Consider the following 16,580-nt stretch of genomic DNA (forward strand, 5'->3'; position numbering starts at 1 on the left):
TCATGGCAGATCAAAATAAAAATAATATAAAATCTATAAAGGTTTCAAAGCCGGATATGAACCCGGACCGTTCTCTGAAGGTGAATGCCGATGTCACATCGGTAAGCTGGGACAAAACCACACAGGGATGGAAACATGGAATGAAAAACAATTTTGATTCACTGAATCCTGTCTCTATGGTGAAATCTGTAGCCGGAGGAGATGACACTCAGGCAAAAGCCGGAGGTACAGGAGGTGGCGGAGGCGGAGACAGTGCTGTGACCGCGGAAAAAGCAGCACCGGAAAGCAAGGTAAAGCTGATAAAGGTGAGTAATCCCACCCTTTCTTCTACAGCTGTTCAGCATATCAGTAAACATTTTGATATTGTTCTGGCTATCGATATCCACTGGACATTGATTCCGCCGCCGCCGTCATTCATGCTGATTCCATTGCCATTGCCACATCCGTTTATCGGAATTGTCTTTGATATTATGGATTATATTAAATTTTCAATTCCGATTCCTCAATTTATCAGGAATATGAAATCCGATCTTCCCGAAAGTATCCCGATGGGAGGCTCAATATATGTTCATGGCAGACATAAGGCGACTACAACAACCAGTGTGATGGGAGTTATTATTCCCTTTAAACATGTTACTTCACTGATTCCTGTATATATGATTCCCTTTCTTCAGGAAGCTCCTCATGAAGGCGAAGTATATTATGGCTCACAAACAGTTCTGGCACAGGGAAGTAAAATGAGTGGCAATCAGCCACAGCAGGTTCTTACTTGTATGGGATTTCCTTTCGGGATGACCATGTTGCCGGCGATGCCCAATAAACCAAAGAAAAATCCGCTTGCTTATTTTGCTTTTTACAATAATTTTTCAAGCATGTATATCCAGATCAATACCGGTGGCCCCGTATTGGTAGGAGGTGCTTTCGTTCCCCATGTATATACTCCGGGAGAGATGATGATGCGACTGGCAGGGATGTTTCTGATGAGAAGCCTGACCAAAGGAATCGGAAAGGGGTTGACTAAGTTTAATCATTTTTTACAGGGAAAATTCGGAAAAACCAATCCTGTTTCAAAGGCCTTATGTAAGGTAGGGCTGGAGCCGGTGAACTTTGCTACCGGTGCCATGCTTTTTGAATGGGATGACTTTAAAATTGAAGGTAGTACCCCTATATCCTGGGAAAATGTGTGGTATAGTGACAGACCCTATCAGCACGGAATAGTAGGGAATGGTGTTTTCAATAATCATGACCTTTATATTGTTCCGGATGAAGAAGATAAGGTAGCAGCATGGATTCACCCTGAGGAACTCCAGCCTATGGCAATTCCTTATCCTGAAGTGGAAGAAGAGCCTACCTACTATAGAAGCCAGAAAATCTGGCAGTACAGACCGGATGAAAAAATCTGGATCATTCGTAAAGGAACGGATATTTATACCTACCAACGTTTTCATCACCATACAGAAGGCGTGATCTTCAAAGTTGTTTATATTGAATACGGTGATGGAACCGTCAGAGAATATGAATATCAGGATCAGAATATAGTTTTAAAAAGGATCAAAGACGTTAAAAGTGGTTCCAGTATAGAAACTGTTCTTCATCCTGAGGTTAAAAAGATTTCGGAAGTCTATTATTGCTATAAAAATCAGAGAGATCTGCAGGTTCGTTACGATTACGATGAGTCCGGAAATCTTACGCATGTCTGGGATATTCATAAGAAAGCAATTATTTTCCAATATGATGGTGAAAACCGCATCATTAAAAGAATCAACAGAAATGGTATGGTGTACCAGTGGGAATATGATGAAAAAGGAAGGGTAATTCACACAAAAGGTCTTGACGGATTTATGGAAGGAAGATTGCGCTATGATGAGGAAGAAGGGTATACGGAGGTTATCTATCCAAGAAAAAATAATAAAACAGAACAATATTTCTACGATGAAGATTATCTGGTCTATAAAATAATAGATGGTGAAGGCGGCGAAACATGGTATGATTATACCTCCTATAATGAATTGAAAATGATAGGAACTCCTGAAGGAAGAGTTCAGGGCTATACCTACGACGATATGGGGAATATTGCGGTTTTCCACAGTCCGGATGGTGAAGAATACCATTATCAGTACAATGAATTCGGACAGGTGATCGCACGTTTCACACCTTCAGGTACTTCGGAAATCTGGAATTATGATGATGAAGGAAAATTAATCAATTATACAGATGCCGCCGAAGAAAGCATTTATTATCAATATCGCGATGATGAAAAGCTTCCGGAAAGCAGCAGGCGAAAAGATATTACCACTCATTACGAATACAATCAGAGAGGGCAGCTCACCAGATTGTCCAATACCGTAGGGAAAGAACAGTACTGGAAATATGATGAGTACGGAAGATTACAGGCCTTTAGTCCAAAACCTTTAACCAGAATCCTGTGGAACAGGGATAGAATGGGAAGAGTTGTGGAGATCAATGAACAGGGACAATTGCCGTTGAAACTTCGGTACGATGCTTACGATCTTCCCGTGTATGCTACCGATGGGCAGGCCGAATGGCTGATGAGCTACACTCCAATGGGTAGCTTAAAACGGCAGGTTCGCAGGAACTCACTGACGTATAAAAAAGAAGAAACACTGGTTTTCGGATATGATGCATATGAAAATTTAACCACTATTACCAACGAAAAAGGAGAGGTTTATCATTTTGAAAGAAATAACAACAATGAAGTAACCGGAGAAACAGGTTTTGACGGTCAAAAGAAATTTTTTGTGAGAGATAAAGACGGTCTGGTTACCCAAAGCAGAACCCCTCAAGGAAAAAATACATTGTATGAATATGATTTGGGAGGACGCCTTACTCAGGTTCATTATCCTGATGGAACCTGGGAAGCTTACCAGTACGATACGTCAGGGTTATTGATCAATGCAGATAATGAAAACAGCAGTGTTGCCTTTCAAAGAAATAAATTAGGTCTGGTTACATCAGAAAAACAAGGAGAACATTCAATCCGGTATCAATATGATCATGATGGAAATCTGGTCAGCCTGCAAAGCAGCCTAGGGGCAGATATTGATTATACCTATAATGAGTTGGGTTTGCTGACGGGCGTTGCTGCCAGAAATGACGATACTCCTTTGCCATGGCAGATGAATCTGAATATCACCCGTAACGGACAAATGCACAGCCGTGAAATGACCGGAGGTGTTGAAAGTACTTTCGAATTTGATCATATCGGGATGCCCGTAAGTCAGAAAGTTACGGTCAATAAAAAGACCGCTACTTTCCATAAAGATTATCACTGGGGCGCCGGAAGCCGATTGTTACAGGTAATGGACAGGGTTACCGGTGGAAGAACAAGATTTGATTATGATGCCTTCGGAAGCCTTATGGCTGCAGAATATCCTAATGGGGAAGTTCAGTATAAAAATCCTGACGAAACAGGAAGTGTGTATGAAAGTATAAAACGTACAGATCGGGTGTATGATAAAGGAGGAAAACTGATGCGGGATAAAAACTGGTTTTACCATTACGATGAAGAAGGAAATTTACTCTTAAAAAGTAAACGCCCCATCAATGCTGTTACACCTGATCACCAGGAAGAACAGGCCTATACACATCCTTTTTATAAAAATATCGCTTCCAACTGGACCAATACCTCAAAACTTCCGGAGGGAACTCATTTACCCGATGTAAGCAAAGACCTTCCAGAAGAAGTGCAGAACCCGGAATGGGAGCCCGGAGACTGGGGCTATTCCTGGATGGGTAACGGAATGTTGGCCAGCGTAAAACGCCCTAATGGTAAAGAAGTAAATTTTGAATATGACGCGCTGGGAAGAAGGATTTCAAAAATTGGAACAAAGAAAATAACTCGTTATATTTGGGACAGTGATGTTCTTTTACATGAATGGACTTATCATATTAATGATATCCCTCAAAATGAAATTGATGAAGAGGGAAACTTATATATTTCCAATGAGCCGAAAGAAAATATAATAACCTGGATTTATGAAGATGACGGGTACACGCCCGTAGCAAAATTAATTGGGGATGAACGGTATTCGATACTAAGCAATTATTTAGGTACTCCCATTCAGGCTTTTAATGGAGATGGTATTTTAGTTTGGGAGAGAGAACTTGATATCTACGGGAATGTAAGAAGGGAAAAAGGTGTTTCTCATTTTATTCCTTTCCAATATCAGGGTCAGTATTATGATGATGAAAGTAATTTATGCTACAACCGGTTCAGGTATTATGATGTAGATTCAGGATTATATATTAGTAAAGATCCCGTAGGTTTAATGGGAGGTTTCGGTTTATATAATTACGTTAAAGATATCAATGTATTATTGGATATTTTAGGTTTAATGGCCAATAATACTGCTATTGGTGATATGGCAGAAAAGAACTTTGTAGAGGGACTGGAGAAAAGAGGCTGGAAAATATATACTGAAATTAAAAACGGCTCTCAAAATGGTATTGATGTAGTAGCCCAGCATCCATTGACTAAAAAGGTTCACGTTTTTGAAGTGAAAGCAAACACATCAAGATTAAGTGTTCTTCAGAAAGGGGATGATTATATTCAAAACATCTTAGACGAGATAAGAAACAAGGGCACCTTAAGAGGACAAAAAATGGATGTGGGAATGGTAAGAACGGCAAACATTATTGATAGAGATATTAAAGCTCATGGTATAGAAGGCAGATTAATTAAATATAAAGTGAATAAAACTACCGGTGATGCTACGATGACACGGATGAGCAACTGGCCACAGAAATATAGATAAACTATGGAGCATAAAAAAATAATCAGCGAATTCAACAAGCAAATTAATAAAACAAAAAACGAAGGAGTAGATCAAACGGAGATCAATCAGTATTATGAATTGATTAAAGAAAGTATTCAGGATGATATTAAAGACGGTTTTAAAAAAACAATAGCCAGAAATCTTACTTTAGGTATTGGAGTACATGCAGGAGAATATCCCAAACATTTAATCTTAAATGACCAAAAAGAAGGCTGGAAATACATTACTCGTTACTTACTATGGCAGAAACATATTATGGAAAAACTTTTTAATGAAAAAGAAGTGACTCCAAGATCTGTTGGCTGTATCATCGGGTTGTCTGTATGGTGGGGGATGGAAGACCTGGCTGAGTTATCCAGAGCGTATTTTGGGCTTTTATTTAAAGATGACAGAGAAAAATATAAGCAGAAAGAATCATATCACCTGTTTATGGCAATCTTATATGATCTGTATACAAAGAAGGAGGTTAATAAAGACCTATACAGTGCTTTACCTGATGATAGTGTTTATAAGAAATTTCTTGATCATTGGGATACAACAGATGAAAGTCTGTTAAAAGATTTGCTTTTTGAAATAAGCGATTTCCATATTTACAGTTCTTTAGATTTAAAAGATAAATTTTCTGAAATTTTATCTCTGAACTATATCCCGGTTGAGATTAGATTGATTGAAAAAAATCAGAGAAGGAAAAGGGCTTGTTAATATTCAGGTTGATCATCCTTTGTTGAAGACTCAGCTGGCAGATATCCCCGATACAAAATATGAATGGGATCTGTCCAAGGATGAAATATATCAGTTTTTACTAAGGAGAGAATCATGATCCGGAGGGCTCCTGCAAGGTTCATAATTGGAAAAAGGTGAATGATGCCAAATATTAACCATGCTGTATTAATCGGTAGCTCTGCGGAGCGTGTGTACCATGCAATCACAAACCAGGAGCAGCTTTCAAAATGGTGGACGGCGGGTGCTAAAATCGTAGCAACACTCAATAGTATTGCCTATTTTCCTTTTGGTAATGGGTATTCCAAAGAGATGGTTGTTACAGAGTTAAAACCTTTTGAAACAGTCAGATGGTATTGTATAAAAGGTGCAGATGAATGGATAGGAACTGATGTTTTATTTCAGTTGATTCCCGGAAATAAAGAATCAATGTTATCATTATATCCTGAAATTTCAGGGCAGATTGAACAGATGAAAACGGAGGACGCAACACTGGTCATTTTCAGACATAGTAACTGGAAATCAGAGACTCTCATGCTTGCTGAATGCAATTATACATGGGGAAGGTTTTTAAGAAGCCTACAATTGTTATGTGAAACGGGAAAAGGACATCCGTGGCCTCACCAGCACGAAATCGATCTGTGACAGACCAGTAAAAGTATGAACCAAATCTTATCAAATATATTATGAAAAAAATATTCTCGGAACTTAAAGGCTTTGTTATTTATAATCCGGATCTCCTGGCAAAATATCTGCAGGAAAATAACTTGCCGGGAACCAATATTTTGAAATATTTTGTCGAAAATGAACATGGCGATGAAATTACAAAATTAGGAATTGCGATACCTGTTATAGGCGTAGAGGAAGATTATTACACTTTCAGTATCTCAGCACCGGGACAACCTATCCTTGCTCCGGAAGAAGTTGCCGTTCAATCTGAAGACTGGGTATTTCGATCAACGAATCATGAAATGAAAATTGTCGGTATCGGTTATCTTAAAGACATATCTTCCATTACCGATGAAAATAGCATCAGCCTTTCCATAGAAAACGGATGGTTTTCGCTAAAAATACAAGGCGGAATGAAAAATGGAGAACGATTATTTGAATTAATTATACAAAAACAGGACTCCAAACCTATTTTTAACGGTGATTTGACCACTGAATATTACTACAGATAAAAAATAGCCGCGTTTTTGTAAGAACCCGTTGTGAAATCAGATTTTTTTTATTCCCGTACCGGAATATCCTAAATGGTTGTGATCCACCGGATTTCATTTCGGTGTAAGAACCAAGACCTTTTAAAAACCGTGCAAATACTAATTTTCTTGAAAAAATATTTTGTCAGTATTAAAAAACTTTCTATATTTGCACCACTGAAAACAACGATACAATCGGAGTTTAAGGAGAGTTGGCAGAGTGGTCGATTGCGGCAGTCTTGAAAACTGTTGACTGTAACAGGTCCGGGGGTTCGAATCCCTCACTCTCCGCAGAAAAAAGCCTTAGGATTTTAAATTCTAAGGCTTTTTTATTTACATCATCCCGAAGTGATAGTATAGGGCAGTTTTTCCGGAATCCGTCTTAAAAGTTGAGGGCTAAGCAAAAATTTGGTTAATCTGAAGACAAAAAATTTCTGTCCTTTTTACTCTTTTAAGTTATATTCTGAAGCTTTACGGATATAAGAATCAATAAGGCTGTGCCTAATCTTTGCTTAAATAAAAAATTTAAACCTTCATTACATTTACATTATAGAATGATAAATATTTCAAATCTCCCGGTTTTTGAGACTTATCCGAATTATCCGCTAAGTGTTTTTTTACATACTGTCAGCTATTTTTTGTTTTTGTTAAAAGCAAAATAGACAATAAAAATACTTATGGCCATTAAAATAGATGCTAAAAGGAACGGAGCTCCCGGAAACCTGAAAGGAGCCGCTTCTGTCGTAAAATAATAAAATAAATGAGTCATGATAGGAGGTCCTATGATGGATGTTACGCTTACTAAACTTGTCAAGGCTCCCTGTAGCTCACCTTGTTCATTAGAAGGGATGCTTTTGGTGATTACAGATTGAAGGGCAGGTCCGCAAATTCCTCCTAAAGAGTAGGGAATGAGAAAAACAAACACCATCCAGCCTTCCCGCGCAAATGCAAATAAAAACAAACCAACTGCATAGAACATCAGTCCGTAATAAATACTTTTCTTTTCACCGAGTTTAGGCATTGTCCATCTTATCAAAACCCCTTGCACCAGTCCCAGCAGTAAACCAAGTACTCCAAGGGAAATACCTACCAATTGTTCCGTCCAGCCAAAAGTATACATTGTAAAGAAATGCCAGTTACTCTGTACAGCATGAATACCAATATAGACCAGGACCAGTGCGATAACCATGGTTGATATATCAGGTTGCCTGCTTAAAAATTTAAGTGATCCGACGGGATTGGCACGCTTCCATTCAAATGGTCTGCGTTTATCTTTACTTAAACTTTCAGGAAGAATAAAATATCCATACAGGAAATTCAACAGGCATAGACCTGCTGCTGCATAAAAAGGAAGTCTTGCCCCATAATGTCCCAATAATCCACCGATGACAGGACCGATAATAAAGCCAAGACCCAATGCAGCACCGATCATTCCAAAATTTTTTGCCCTATCTTCATCTGTGGATATATCGGCTATATAGGCTGTTGCTGTTGAAATACTCGCTCCCGTCAGTCCGGCAATGACCCTGCCCAAGAATAGCCAGGCTATAGAAGGAGCAAGAGCCAGAAAAATATAATCTATTGCAAACCCGAAAAGCGAGCATAAAATAACGGGACGCCGTCCGTACTGATCACTGAGATTACCTACGACAGGCGAAAATATAAACTGTGTAAATGCATAGGCAAAACCAAGCCAGCCGCCATATTGAGCCGCTGTATTGATGTCACTGTGAATAAGTTCTTTAATAAGTTTGGGAACCACCGGAAGTATAATTCCCCATCCCGTAATATCAATCAGCAAAGTCACAAAAATGAATCCGATGGCTGCTTTTTTTGTTGAATTTTTCATGGGGTAAAAATAGAAACAGCAGAGATTTCCGGTCTTTACATTTTTGTGGGGTTTGCGTTCAATTTGTAATATGAATTTCGAAATGTTTTTACCAAAACGAAAGTCATTGCACTATTAATGCACCTTTTTAAAGTAAGAAGAAGGTGTAATGTCCTGGAATTGAATTGTCATAACGGTTTTGAACGGGGAATATACCGATAATGAGATCTATTGTTCATTTCTAAACGCTCCCGGTGAAATACCCGTAACTCTTTTAAAATATCGGCAAAATAAACTGGTTTCTTCAAAATTAAGCTCTTCACTGATCTGCTTGATGGACAAATTTGATGAGGTGAGTAATGTTTTAGCATGTAATATAACGGTGTGATCCACCCACTGTAATACGGATTTTCCTGTTTTTTGTTTCAGAAAAGTAGAGAGGTATTGAGGAGTAAGGTGAAATTTTTCCGCATAAAATTTTACAGTACGTTCCTGTCTTGCATACTTAGAGATCAACAGATAGAAATCATCAATAATTTCATGGGTACGGTTCTTTGTCAGGATTCTATGATCTTTCAAACCGGAATATACCTCAGAAATCATACACATCAGGCTTATAACAAGATGTCGTAACATTTCAGCTTTTCCGGGACTTTCTTTTTTATGATAAAATTTTTGGATAAGATTAAGCAGTTCATTTTGGAGAACGAATTCTTCCTCTTTAAGTCTGATGACCGGTCTCCATCTGATTTGATCGTTCATAATGAATTCACGAAGGATAGGAAATGAAGTAATAAAATCCGAGGAAAGAGCAATACTTACGATCTCTGCATCGTCACTCAAGGATTTTGTATCAATCATTAATTGAGGCTGCAAAACAGCAATGTCGCCTGCATTGATTTCATATTCAAGAAAATGGATCTGCGCTTTCATGGAACCTTTCATTAAAAAGCCCAGCAACAATCCGTCAAAAAGACGTGTATGCTTGTGATATTCTTTTCCCGGATGATGCTGTTGATGAAGAACAGCTATTCCATCCATCTTTTTTGAAACATCAATATTATACAGCGTATGGACGTTGTCTAAGGTAATAAATAAAGCCATATTCAAATGTCGGTAAAAATGCATATTGATGACAAATATTTATTATTGAATCTGAGTTTAGATTAATGTATCCAAATTCAGGTTATTGAACTACCGGAATTTGTCATAATTTATCCACAAAGCTGTGGCAATATTTTTACATATGTTTTTTTTTCTGGCCGGTGGGAACATCTAGTTTTGTAGTACTAAAACTGCCTGCAATGAAAAATAACATGATACTTTTTTCTTTATTTAAGTTGTTTCAATAGAACAAATTGATTTTTGGGCTGATCTCTTTCAATGGTATTTGCAAGTAATACTGTACATACATAATGGTTTTCAATTTTGCAGACTGCCAATACACAGGAAAAACACTCAACTATAATTATATCATAATGTTTAAAAAATTAACTACAGTATCAGTGCTGACAGCATTGTTTTCTTATAGCCTTGTATATGCACAAAGCGTTGGGATAAATACGGACAAACCGGGTTCAACACTGGATATTAACGGATCTTTAGCCGCAAAATACAGTACAGTCAATGCTGCAACGTATGCGATGACTTCCGGAGATTTTCATATCTCTTATAACGGGTCAGGAAATACAACTTTTACATTGCCGGCAGCCGTATCAGGTGAAGGAAATTTTAAAGGCAGAATGTACAACATTAAGAACAATACTGCTTTTATCATAACCATAAATGCGGCAGCTTCAGAGACAATTAATGGAAATGCCAGTGTCACGGTGGCTCCCAATCAAAGCTTACAACTTATCAGTACCGGCCTTACAGGTGCAGCTTCCACATGGGATGTATCAGGAAATTCTTCAGCCGCAATAACAGCAAGTAATGGTCTTAGCCTTGTAGGAAATGATGTCAGGCTTGGTGGAACACTGACCCAAAATACCGCTATCGACTATGCAGATAAGGCATTGTATCTGAGAAGCAATAATACAGGTTTCGGACTTACCGGAATCAGTAATATCAATGCGGGAACCAACGCGGCCACGATTTTACAACTGACGAATGATTCGGGGAACGCCCTCAATATGTTTTTAAACTCTTCTACAAGATCTTTAGACGGCGGAGCCAATGCCGCGACCATAAATAATTCAGGTGGTCCGCTGACGGTGGCCGGGAATAATAATGTAGCACAATTTGCGATCGGAACGAGCGGACTGCAGTACAATTATGCTACCTTAGACAGGCTAAGGGTAGACAGTAACGGCGATATCTACATGAACAGACCTGAGGAACCCGGAGGTGGCGGAAATAAAATATCCGCGAGCAAAGGACACCTTGACCTAAGCGGATACAATACACTCAATGGAAGCAGTACGCAGGTTTACCTGGGAGCTGAAGGATTTAAATACAGCTATAATGCCAGTACAAAGGTAATTATTGATGGTAATGGAACAGTAAGTGCCGCGGGAGGTTTTGTAAACACCTCAGATATGCGTTTAAAAACTCAGATTAAAGAAATTATATACGGACTGAATACTATTATGGCTTTGCAGCCCAAACAGTACGAATTGTCTGATCATATTGAAATTAAAGACGGAAAACCTGTAGTGAACCCCGCTCTCAGCACACAACATAAAATTGGTTTCCTGGCTCAGGACCTTTACCAAAAGATTCCGGAGGCCGTTTATAAGCCTAAGGACGAGACTAAGCAGGCGTGGGGTGTGGATTATGCCTTGATTGTTCCGGCTTTAACAAAAGCGATCCAGGAGCAACAGGCAGAAATAGAACAGCAAAAAGCAATAATTAATAAGTTGGAAACTGAATTACAATTCATCAAAAAGAAGTTAGGATTGTAAAGTATAAAAATGATAAAGGAAAATTTTGCTTCCATGAGATTCTAAAAACATAAAGGATACAGATATACATGATTTCTATCCAAAAATTATGTATGCCAAAGCTTTGATCCCTCAGTTTTCAATGTTTTTTACCACAAAGCTTGTAAAGGAAAACAATCTTTTGTAATTAAAAAATAGCCATGTATACTGTATGGCTATTTTTTATCTGTAATGACTCTCAAGGTTTGCAAGAGTAAAAAAACGACCGTATACTTGGAAGGAAAAGATTAAGGAAAAGTTCCTTCTGAGAGGGACGGTCGTTACACATACATTTATACTAATTAAAAATTACTCATTTTATAGCGATGTCATCATCCATGATCATGCTCTTCGGTGTCAGGTTCATCAACTTCCCCGTTCGAAAGTAGGACTCTTTTTTTACCTGTGAAACTCTTGTATGTTCTTATTTGTAAATTAGTACGCATTAATTTATAAATTGATACATATGTAATGTTTTATTAATCAGTGTTTTGTGTTTTTAATAAGATTGTTTTTGTGGTATGTGTATTAATTAATTTCACCGGATTTGTTTATTTTTGAAATAACAGCATAGGTAACGGATGAAAGCAAAATTCCTCAAATGTATTTTTTTTATTATATCCTTTTTCGTTTGTGTGAATTTTCATGCGCAGAAATATGATGAAGACTATTATGAGAGTTTAAGGACAAAATATGAGGACCTCAAGGAGAATGATGTCCGGGCACTGCCCTTTATCAAAAAATTGCTCAGTAAAGCAAAAAAAAGAAAAATATTATCGTATGCTTGTGACCGGGTATATAGATGCTCTTTATTCTTCACCTGATGTTACAGAAAAGCTCAAATATGCAGATAGTACAATATGGGCTGCCCACCTGTCTAAAACGCCTGGCCTGATTAGCAATGCCTATTTAAGTAAAGGAAGTGTGTATTATTTTAACTTAAAAAAATACCAGCTAGCTCTTGACGAATATCTGAAGGCCTATGAATATTCCCAAAAGATTGATGATTATGAAAGAAATAAGATTATCTATTTCATAGGAGTTGTTAAAAGTTATGTAGGGTACTATAATGAAGCTTTACTTCATTTTAAAACAACAAGTTCTTTCTTTGAGTCCGAATTGAAAAAGCCGGATCTGTATCCCAATATTATTTTTAATCATAAAAGAGGATATTATAACAGCGTTCATCAGATGATTATCTGTTATAGAAATCTGGGTAACTATAAAGCAGCAGATTCATTAATCAACATTGGGCTGAAAGGTACTGCAAATGATAAAGAATATTATCTGGAATACACCTACTTTCAAAAAGAAAACGGGATAAAGGAATATCGAAAAAAGAATATTTGAGATCCATCGCTTCGCTGCAAAAAGCTTTGCCACCTTTGCGTGAGCTCAATGATTTTGCCTGGTTAGCGGTTGATTATTTTTATACCGGGAAATCATATTTGGGCAGTCATGATATTGCGCAGGGAATTGTTTATCTCCAGAAAGTAGATTCCATATTCAATAAAAATAATTTTGTACTTCCGGAACTGAGGGAAAATTACGAACTGCTGATCAATCATTATAAGAAAGAAGGAAATGTAGACAGGGAGCTTTATTTTAACAAACAGCTTTTGAGAGCAGATGGGATCATCAACAAAGATTTTGCATACCTTTCTTCAAAAATACATAAGGAATATGATACCAAAACATTGCTGGAGGAGAGGTCAAGACTTGAAAAAAAATCGTCTTTGGGAATTGGAACAAGTATAAGTTTAGGGATTATTGTTCTGATTCTGATTATTGTGCTGATCCATAAGTTTGTAAAAACCAAAGAAAATAGAGAGAAATATCGGCTATTGGAGCAGAAGATACTTGATAAAGCGAAAGAAGAGATGATGCCTGAGCCTTCAAAAACGAAAGAAGGTTATAAATTTGATTTAGACAAAAATATTATCAACGATATCTTTTTGAAACTAAAGAATTTTGAAGATAAAGAAGAATTTATAGAAAGCGGTCTTACTTTGAATAAACTCGCCACAAGATTTGATACCAATTCAAGTTATTTATCCCAGGTTATCAATGAATATAAAGGAACTAATTTTAACAGATATCTCGGTGAGCTTCGCATCCATTACATAACAAAGAAACTGTATGAAGATAAAAAAATTCCTGAACTATAAAATTGAGACCCTTGCTGAAGAGTGCGGAATTGCATCGAGGACCAATTTTTCCAACCTTTTCAGGGAAATAAACGGAATGCGTCCTACTGATTTTATAAAAAAAAGAAGAAAGGATATCGATGCTGAATGATAAATGCTTAAATTACAGGTTTTTTACGACACAAAATAAATAAGAAAATAATCACACCATGGAATTTTCACCATTTAATACAGTTGTTAAGCTATGTCTACAGGGAATGGGCATGGAAGAACAAGGGCAACACGAAGAAGCATATAAAATATTTATGCAGGGCTGGTCTGAGGCAACAAATGACCTGGAAAAATTTCTTTCTGCTTATTATGTGTCAAGACACCAAAAAACAGTTTCAGATACGCTGGAATGGTTGAATACCGCTCTGAAATATGCCCTGGAAATAAATGATGATACTGTTAAAACCGCTTTACCCGGTCTTTACACAAGCATTGCGAAATGTTATGAAGACCTGTCCGATATCGAAAAAGCAAAGAAGTATTCTGAGCTGGCTTTGTTGTGTAAGGATAATCCTTCAGACAAGGGCCCTTTTTATCATGGGACCAAAGCGGATTTAAAGATCGGGGATGTCCTGACTGCAGGAGGAAACTCCAATTATAAAAGTGAACTCAGGATGAATCATATTTATTTTACAGCTATAGCCAATGGGGCAGGACTGGCAGCTGCACTGGCTAAAGGTGACGGAACGGAAAGAGTCTATATCGTTGAGCCGACGGGAAGCTATGAAAATGATCCGAATTTAACAGATAAAAAATTTCCGGGCAATCCGACACGGTCTTATCGCTCCGAGCTGCCATTGCAAATCGTAGGAGAAATCACAGATTGGGTAAGACCAAATCCGGATGACCTTCAAAAATTCCGTGATAAATTAGAAGATAATAAAGGTGAAATAATTAATTAGTTATTATTAGATTTTTGATGCATGATATTTTAAAATTACATCAAAGACAAAATAAATATTAAATAATTGCTCAAAAAGAATTAAAATTTTATATATTTACAAAAGAATGAAACACATCCTCTCAATTTTTATTTGAGAAGAAGTCTGTGAAGAGTATTCTTCGTAAAATAATAAGAGTGATCATACATACTTTTATTTGATTAGTAAAGTAGTTTTCTATAGTCCCATATTGTACATGCCGTTTTCAAAGGATTTGTAACTTTAATTTTAGATTTTAAAAATAATAGATAAGGATCTGATAATTTGCGTCTATAAATTCCCGACTTTGTGATTTATTAATATGGATAAGGCTTACGAAATACTTTTCGAGCTGATATATTTGAAAATAAAAAAACAAAACCATAAATAACTTAAAATCAAAAATTTAAACTATGAGAAAACCATGGAATTATTTTTTGGTAAGCAGTTTTACAGTGCTTACATTCTTCACATCGTGTACAAAAGATGATATACAAAGTGAAACACAAGAAGCAAAATCAGAGAAAGGAGAGCTAATTACCCTGAAGTCAGGGGTCAGAGTTTTATTAAAGAATGGAACCTATTACTTGTCTGATGATATTGTTTTGTCAAATGCCCAAGTTAAATCTTTGGAAAGTGATGGAAATATTTATTCTGGGATTAAAGGTCCTCTAAAACCTGAAACAACCGTACATCCATCTACAGGTATGCCTTTCAATTTTAATAAAGCAGGCAAGGCGGTAGGCCAATATCCAACACCTTACAATATGTGGGCGATGGTGAGATATGTATATGGCCCGAGCTTGTCTCAGGTACAGCGTGAAATAATGAAAGCTGCTATTGAGCATTGGGAAGCCAATTCAAATGTGAGATTTTATAATGCGACCGGGCAGCCTACGGTTGACCCTACCTATGGATTTGCATATCCGTACATAGAATTCGTTAATGGAGGGAATGTTAATAGCTCGCAAATTGGAAGAAATGCGAATGGAGGAAGACAAGAATTGAAGATTCAGTCGTCTCCCTTTGTTTATGATGCCGTAATTGGTGCAGGAATCCATGAGTTGGGACACGCAATGGGATTCGATCACGAACATAATGCGGTTAATCGTGATAGTTATATCAATTTGAATATAAACAATGTTCTTCCTGAAAAACGTTTTAACTTTGATAAACGTACTTCAAACTATCATAATATAGGGTCAGTTGATTTTAGTTCAGTAATGATTTATGATTCAAGAGCTTTTGCAAGTAGTCCAAATTTGATTGTAATGACAAAAGTATCTGATGGTTCTACATTTTCAGACAACAACGTAACATCTGCAACAGATAGAAGATGGGTCAATGGTCTATATATCCCGTATGTTGCAAGGTCTGATGTATACAGAGAATTGGCAGATATAGTTTATAAGGCAGATAATACAGTGATGACCCCGCAAGAAAGACTTAGCTATCAATCACAACTGAACAATGGTAATCCATACCCTCCGTCAGGTGGAAGAATACCAAATGATCATGGTCGTTTTCAATAAACACTATTTGACATAATAAACACAGTTGAAAATATCATTTTCAACTGTGTTTTATAACTTAAAAATTAATTAGTAAATCAGATCATATGAAAAATAGTATTAAATATTCTGTGCTGACTTGCATTATCTTTTTTTGCATAGGATGTAGCAAGGATGACGAAAATATGACAAGAGAAGCAGAATTTAATATAGCTTCATCATACGAAAAATGCACACCGTCTCATACTTCTACAGAATCCAGCAATTGTATTAAAATAACAGAAATTGGTAAATCTACACCTTATTATATATCACAAAATACAATAATAGGATTCAACTATGAACCGGGGTATGAGTATAAAGTTATTATAAAATTAACTAAAATAACAAACCCACCAGCTGACGGAAGTGATACGAACTACGAGCTAATTAAAATCCTATCTAAAGAACAGGTACTGTAATAATCTAATAAATTGTGTTCATTTCT

13 protein-coding genes and 1 tRNA gene are annotated in these 16,580 nt (G+C 37.0%); 12 read left to right on the top strand and 2 right to left on the bottom strand.

All coding sequences use genetic code 11. The features are described from left to right. The first annotated feature begins 2 nt into the window (after positions 1 to 2). From H3Z85_16950 to H3Z85_16970, 5 genes are all read left to right on the top strand, one after another. Positions 3 to 4,775 (top strand): type IV secretion protein Rhs, encoded by a 4,773-nt coding sequence (locus H3Z85_16950; GenBank protein ID QPQ51030.1) that lies wholly within the window; start codon positions 3 to 5, stop codon positions 4,773 to 4,775. A 3-nt stretch (positions 4,776 to 4,778) separates the two neighbouring features. After that, positions 4,779 to 5,498 carry a hypothetical protein gene (locus H3Z85_16955; protein QPQ51031.1) on the top strand — a complete coding sequence of 240 codons (720 nt, stop codon included), beginning with the start codon at positions 4,779 to 4,781 and terminating at the stop codon, positions 5,496 to 5,498. A 159-nt stretch (positions 5,499 to 5,657) separates the two neighbouring features. Continuing rightward, the gene (locus tag H3Z85_16960) at positions 5,658 to 6,161 is read left to right on the top strand and encodes an SRPBCC domain-containing protein (protein QPQ51032.1); all 504 of its coding nucleotides are present in this window, start codon (positions 5,658 to 5,660) and stop codon (positions 6,159 to 6,161) included. A gap of 41 nt (positions 6,162 to 6,202) precedes the next feature. Further along, complete coding sequence (locus tag H3Z85_16965) at positions 6,203 to 6,697, top strand: hypothetical protein (GenBank protein ID QPQ51033.1); 495 nt, start codon at positions 6,203 to 6,205, stop codon at positions 6,695 to 6,697. Positions 6,698 to 6,921: 224 nt separating this feature from the next. Next, positions 6,922 to 7,006 (top strand) — tRNA-Ser (locus H3Z85_16970). Between the two features lie 340 nt (positions 7,007 to 7,346). On the opposite strand, the gene H3Z85_16975 is transcribed toward H3Z85_16970, so the two are convergent. Then, entirely contained in the window at positions 7,347 to 8,564 is a 1,218-nt protein-coding gene (locus tag H3Z85_16975) for a tetracycline resistance MFS efflux pump (protein QPQ51034.1), read from the bottom strand. A 207-nt stretch (positions 8,565 to 8,771) separates the two neighbouring features. Beyond that, a complete protein-coding gene (locus tag H3Z85_16980) occupies positions 8,772 to 9,647 on the bottom strand; it encodes a helix-turn-helix transcriptional regulator (protein ID QPQ51035.1) in 876 nt (291 codons plus the stop codon). Between the two features lie 374 nt (positions 9,648 to 10,021). Here H3Z85_16980 and H3Z85_16985 point away from each other — a divergent pair, with 374 nt between their 5' ends. The 7 genes from H3Z85_16985 (at position 10,022) to H3Z85_17015 (ending at position 16,554) form a co-directional block, all read left to right on the top strand. Then, complete coding sequence (locus tag H3Z85_16985) at positions 10,022 to 11,446, top strand: tail fiber domain-containing protein (GenBank protein QPQ51036.1); 1,425 nt, start codon at positions 10,022 to 10,024, stop codon at positions 11,444 to 11,446. 798 nt (positions 11,447 to 12,244) lie between these two features. After that, positions 12,245 to 12,814, top strand: coding sequence for a hypothetical protein (locus H3Z85_16990; protein QPQ51037.1), 570 nt, complete (start codon positions 12,245 to 12,247; stop codon positions 12,812 to 12,814). After that, entirely contained in the window at positions 12,811 to 13,632 is an 822-nt protein-coding gene (locus H3Z85_16995; GenBank protein QPQ51038.1) for a helix-turn-helix transcriptional regulator, read from the top strand. Before H3Z85_16990 ends, H3Z85_16995 begins: the two co-directional genes overlap by 4 nt. Next, positions 13,604 to 13,762 carry an AraC family transcriptional regulator gene (locus H3Z85_17000; protein QPQ51039.1) on the top strand — a complete coding sequence of 53 codons (159 nt, stop codon included), beginning with the start codon at positions 13,604 to 13,606 and terminating at the stop codon, positions 13,760 to 13,762. The genes H3Z85_16995 and H3Z85_17000 overlap by 29 nt, the downstream gene beginning before the upstream one ends. A gap of 58 nt (positions 13,763 to 13,820) precedes the next feature. Then, the gene (gene arr / locus H3Z85_17005; GenBank protein ID QPQ51040.1) at positions 13,821 to 14,564 is read left to right on the top strand and encodes an NAD(+)--rifampin ADP-ribosyltransferase; all 744 of its coding nucleotides are present in this window, start codon (positions 13,821 to 13,823) and stop codon (positions 14,562 to 14,564) included. A gap of 431 nt (positions 14,565 to 14,995) precedes the next feature. Beyond that, positions 14,996 to 16,114, top strand: coding sequence for a hypothetical protein (locus H3Z85_17010; GenBank protein QPQ51041.1), 1,119 nt, complete (start codon positions 14,996 to 14,998; stop codon positions 16,112 to 16,114). A 164-nt stretch (positions 16,115 to 16,278) separates the two neighbouring features. After that, positions 16,279 to 16,554, top strand: coding sequence for a DUF4377 domain-containing protein (locus H3Z85_17015; protein ID QPQ51042.1), 276 nt, complete (start codon positions 16,279 to 16,281; stop codon positions 16,552 to 16,554). Positions 16,555 to 16,580 lie beyond the last annotated feature (26 nt).

This window comes from Chryseobacterium indologenes (assembly GCA_016025055.1).
Classification (GTDB): Bacteria; Bacteroidota; Bacteroidia; order Flavobacteriales; family Weeksellaceae; genus Chryseobacterium; species Chryseobacterium indologenes.

Excerpts from the sequence above, each read along its gene's own strand:
- H3Z85_16950 (QPQ51030.1), top strand. The coding sequence starts at position 3 with ATGGCAGATCAAAATAAAAATAATATAAAATCTATAAAGGTTTCAAAG.
- H3Z85_16955 (QPQ51031.1), top strand. The coding sequence starts at position 4,779 with ATGGAGCATAAAAAAATAATCAGCGAATTCAACAAGCAAATTAATAAA.
- H3Z85_16960 (QPQ51032.1), top strand. The coding sequence starts at position 5,658 with ATGATGCCAAATATTAACCATGCTGTATTAATCGGTAGCTCTGCGGAG.
- H3Z85_16965 (QPQ51033.1), top strand. The coding sequence starts at position 6,203 with ATGAAAAAAATATTCTCGGAACTTAAAGGCTTTGTTATTTATAATCCG.
- H3Z85_16975 (QPQ51034.1), bottom strand. The coding sequence starts at position 8,564 with ATGAAAAATTCAACAAAAAAAGCAGCCATCGGATTCATTTTTGTGACT.
- H3Z85_16980 (QPQ51035.1), bottom strand. The coding sequence starts at position 9,647 with ATGGCTTTATTTATTACCTTAGACAACGTCCATACGCTGTATAATATT.
- H3Z85_16985 (QPQ51036.1), top strand. The coding sequence starts at position 10,022 with ATGTTTAAAAAATTAACTACAGTATCAGTGCTGACAGCATTGTTTTCT.
- H3Z85_16990 (QPQ51037.1), top strand. The coding sequence starts at position 12,245 with ATGCTTGTGACCGGGTATATAGATGCTCTTTATTCTTCACCTGATGTT.
- H3Z85_17000 (QPQ51039.1), top strand. The coding sequence starts at position 13,604 with ATGAAGATAAAAAAATTCCTGAACTATAAAATTGAGACCCTTGCTGAA.
- arr (QPQ51040.1), top strand. The coding sequence starts at position 13,821 with ATGGAATTTTCACCATTTAATACAGTTGTTAAGCTATGTCTACAGGGA.
- H3Z85_17010 (QPQ51041.1), top strand. The coding sequence starts at position 14,996 with ATGAGAAAACCATGGAATTATTTTTTGGTAAGCAGTTTTACAGTGCTT.
- H3Z85_17015 (QPQ51042.1), top strand. The coding sequence starts at position 16,279 with ATGACAAGAGAAGCAGAATTTAATATAGCTTCATCATACGAAAAATGC.